Origin of the sequence: Nitrosomonas sp. Nm84, assembly GCF_003201565.1 — a bacterium.
Taxonomy (GTDB): domain Bacteria; phylum Pseudomonadota; class Gammaproteobacteria; order Burkholderiales; family Nitrosomonadaceae; genus Nitrosomonas.
Window position 1 is genome coordinate 1 of record NZ_QJJP01000060.1, and the last position, 4,080, is coordinate 4,080.

At 65.1% G+C, this 4,080-nt stretch carries 2 protein-coding genes; one reads left to right on the forward strand and one right to left on the reverse strand.

Translation table 11 applies throughout. The annotated features are described in order from the left end of the window. Positions 1-140: 140 nt before the first annotated feature. Entirely contained in the window at positions 141-1,925 is a 1,785-nt protein-coding gene (locus C8R34_RS15880; RefSeq protein ID WP_110342232.1) for an exodeoxyribonuclease V subunit gamma, read from the reverse strand. A 145-nt stretch (positions 1,926-2,070) separates the two neighbouring features. Here C8R34_RS15880 and C8R34_RS15885 point away from each other — a divergent pair, with 145 nt between their 5' ends. Continuing rightward, positions 2,071-3,993 (forward strand): ATP-dependent helicase, encoded by a 1,923-nt coding sequence (locus tag C8R34_RS15885; RefSeq protein WP_207896498.1) that lies wholly within the window; start codon positions 2,071-2,073, stop codon positions 3,991-3,993. The last annotated feature ends 87 nt before the right edge of the window (positions 3,994-4,080 follow it).

Below are 4,080 nucleotides of genomic sequence, written 5' to 3' on the forward strand. Positions count from 1 at the left end.
GGAAAAACAGCTGGTTGTTGGTGTCATGGGCGCAGGCCATGCGCTGCATGGTTTTGATGTTACCCATCAGTTGCATGACTTGGGCGTTCAGAATGGGTGTGTAAAAAGGGATGCTTCTTAGCATCCCTTTTTACTGCCGGCTAGAGAGCAATTACCGGCTTTACCGCGTCGGAAGGAAACATCGCATCGCAAGCCTTCGACGCGATGTTGTCTCGAATGACCGCAAGGCGCCGCTGCGCGTGAGATCGCTTGATGGATTTGATAGCGTTGTTCAGAACGTCCTGAGGCATATCGGCAGGATCAGGCACCATAATTTCGGACACTTCCGCTGGATACAAGTGGCCTGACTGGCCTCGGATGCAACTCTGGATTGCCTGATACCCGGCAGGTGAGCGTAGAAACAGCAGCAGGTAATACGGATCGATGCCGCAGTCTGGCTTGAGCCTGATCCGCATCAACTCTCCGCAACACATTACGCGCTGATCGAGGTGCGGCGGCGCGCCCTCAAAAATATCTACCTTCAGACCTATCCACTTCGGGCCGTGAGCGGCAGCGGTTAGGAGGATGTCGCCTTTTTCGAGTCTTGCTCCGATGTGTTTTGTCCAAAACGCATCGTCAACGAATTGCCGTTCTACCGAGCACCACTCGATTCCATGTCCTGTCAGGTTGCCAACCTTGACCAAATGCAAGCCGGCCTTTTGGTACTGCGCCCTTGATGCGGTCTTGCCTGTGGTAATTCCGCCTGCTTCACAGAGATCGCCAAGGCGCAAACCTGATGACGTGCCGACAGACGGCATGCCATAACCGAGCACCGGTTGCGCAAGCCATGTATCGCCAAGTTGGCTGCGAGGAATAGCCTTTGTCAGCGGGGTATCGCTTTTCCCGGTCGCTACGAATTTCCGGTATTCCGCAACAACATTAGGCAGATCGTCCTTACCCGTCTTTCGACCAGTGAAGTCATAACCAACGTTCGGCACGTGTGCAACAAATACCGGTTTCGTTGCGAAGTCTTCATCAGATTCACGAGCAGGATCGATTTTCCTGAGGACCACGACACTGGTTTTGCTCTTGGCGCCGGAAGGTCCAAAGGTGTCCGGCGACAAGGAAATAACAGCGACCAACTGCCCGACCGTTTCAATGTAGCTGCGTGCTGCCAGAAGTTGCTTGTTGCCAAGCACACTATCCGGCAGCACGATAAACATGCGCCCGTCTTTGTCCAGCCACGACAGGTTACGCTCAAGGAAGAGGACTTCAGTGAGCACTGATCCGCTCTTCTTCAATCGCCCCTTGTCATCCTTCGCAAGCTCGAAATGCTCAAGGATTGATGACTTGGCCGCAATGCGCTTTCCAAACGGCGGATTGGTCAAGATCAGCTTGAACTTCTTAGGCTTTGCTTGTTCTGGACCGGCCTCGCGTGGCAGTAACGAATCGTGGTGAAACACGTGCGCACGGCCGTCGTCGTTCATGATCATCGCTATCCGCGCAACGGAGGCCATTTGCTTCGATGCGTCAAAACCCCATAGCTTGTCGTGGTGCCGCGCGTACCCGGCGAACTGGCCGGCGATCCGGCGTCCGGCGGTGTAGGTCTCGCGCGAGGCGCCGAGATGGCGACGCAGCACCTCCAGTTCGGGATCGTCGCAGGTCGTCGCCACCTGTTGCACCAGCCACGCGAGCCGCTCGGGACGCCACGGGTCGTCGCGTCCGTCCAGGCGCCACTCGAGGGCCTCGAGCGAGGCGAACTCCACCCCCGCGCACACCCCGGCCGGATCGCCGGCCGTGGCCAGCCGCTGGGAGAGCCAGCGCTGGAAACCCGGGCCGGGGACGACGGCCAGGTCGAACGCGAACGGATCCTCACGCGGCCCCGACCACAGCGCGACGAGCTGTTCGACGAGCCCCGCGGCGGTCTGTGCATGGTGGAACTGCATGGTGCAACACACCCTAGACGCCAGGTGTGACGGTCGCGGAGCGACCGGGAAGCGTGAAGTCCTGACGAGTGGCGAGGAACGAACCACGAGGAGCAGGGGTGGGCGCCGACCGTTGTGTCACATCGACTCCGTAAGGTGGTCTCCCGTGATCGCCGAACCGTCCCAGTTGCTCGCCGGGCTCGATCCCGAGCAGCAGCAGGTCGCGACCAGGTTCGGCGCTCCCGTGGTGGTGATCGCGGGCGCCGGCACCGGCAAGACCCGCGCGCTCACCCACCGGATCGCGTACGGCGTCGCCACCGGCACCTACACGGCCAACGCGGTGCTCGCGGTCACCTTCACCACCCGGGCTGCGGGGGAGCTGCGATCAAGGCTGCGAGAGCTCGGCGTTCCGGCCGTCCAGGCGCGCACGTTCCACTCGGCGGCGCTGCGCCAGGCCCAGTACTTCTGGCCGCGGGCGTACGGCTCGCAGCTCCCGGCGGTCAGCGACGAGCGCATGGGCATGGTCGCCGAGGCCGCCCGCCGGCTGCGGCTGAGTCCCGACTCGAGCACGCTGCGCGACCTGCTCACCGAGGTCTCGTGGGCGAAGGTGACCAACGTCACGCCGTCGGACTACGCCGAACTCGCCGAGCCGCTCGGACGCGAGGTGTCCGGGCTCGACGCGGCGCAGGTGGGCCGGGTGCTGGGCCGCTACGAACAGGTGAAGGCCGACCGCGGGGTGATCGACTTCGACGACATCCTGCTCTGCGCGGTGGCGATGCTGGGCGAGCACGCCGACATCGCCGAAGAGGTGCGCGCCACCTACCGGCACCTCGTCGTCGACGAGTACCAGGACGTGAACCCCGTCCAGCAGACCCTGCTCGACCACTGGTGGGGCACCGGACGCGACCACTGCGTGGTCGGCGACCCGGCCCAGACCATCCATTCCTTCGCCGGCGCCACGCCGTCCTACCTGACCGGGTTCTCCGGGCGTTTCCCGGACGCGACCGTGGTGCGGCTGGTGCGCGACTACCGGTCCACGCCGCAGGTGGTCGAGCTGGCCAACACGGTCGCCCGGAACACCCGGCTGGGCACGGTCGTGCTGGAGTCCCAGTGCGAGCCCGGGCCGCCGCCGCGGGTGCTGCCCTGTGCGAGCGAGTACGACGAGGCCACCGCGGTGGCGCGCTGGCTGGTCGAGCAGCACGAGGCCGGGGTGCCGTGGCGCGAACAGGCCGTGCTGTACCGGGTGCACGCACAGTCGCCGCTGTTCGAGTCCGCGCTGGCGCAGGCCGGCGTCCCGTTCACCGTGCGCGGGGGCGAGGGGTTCTACGACCGGCCCGAGGTACGCCAGGTGATCGGCACGCTCACCGAGCGGTCCCGGCGCGACCCCGGGGAGGGCGCGGTGGACGCCTGCCGCGACGTGCTCACCCGGCTCGGCTGGACCGAGCAGCCGCCCTCGGGCCAGGGCAGGGTGCGGGAGCGCTGGGAATCACTGGCCGCGGTGCTCGCGCTCGCCGAGGACGTGGCGTCCGCCCAGGCGGCGACGGGTGCGGGCACCGCGTCGCTCGGCACCTTCGTCGAGGAGTTGACCGCACGCGCCCAGGCCGAGCACCCGCTCAGCTCGGACGGGGTGACGCTGTCCACGCTGCACGCCGCCAAGGGTCTGGAGTGGTCGGCGGTGGCGCTGGTCGGGGTGCAGGAGGGCACGCTGCCACTGTCCCTGGCCGCCGGACCCGAACAGGTCGCCGAGGAGGCCCGGCTGTTCTACGTGGGCATCACGCGGGCGAAGCGGCAGTTGCTGATCTGCTGGTCCCGGTCGCGGCGCGGTGGGGGCGGCAACCGGCAGCCGTCCCGGTTCCTCGACGGCATCGCGGCCCGTCCGGCACCCACCCCGGTGCGGGCCGGGAAGCGGGCGAAGCCGACGTCCGCGCTGAGTGCCACCTGCCGGGTCTGCGGCAAGCCGCTGCACACCGGAGCCGAGCGCAAGCTGCGGCGCCACGCCGACTGTCCTCCCGGCTACGACGAGGACACCTACACCCGCCTGGTCGCCTGGCGCCTGGCCCTGTCGAAGGAGCGCTCGGTGCGGGTATAGGAAAAATAAACCACCTTTTCCATAAGTTTTGAATGTACTGAAAGCTGGCTCAATTGTCAAACACGGTGATAATCGATTGAAAAATTA

Bases quoted from the DNA above. Each gene is read 5' to 3' on its own strand.
- C8R34_RS15880 (WP_110342232.1), bottom strand. From the start codon at position 1,925: ATGCAGTTCCACCATGCACAGACCGCCGCGGGGCTCGTCGAACAGCTC.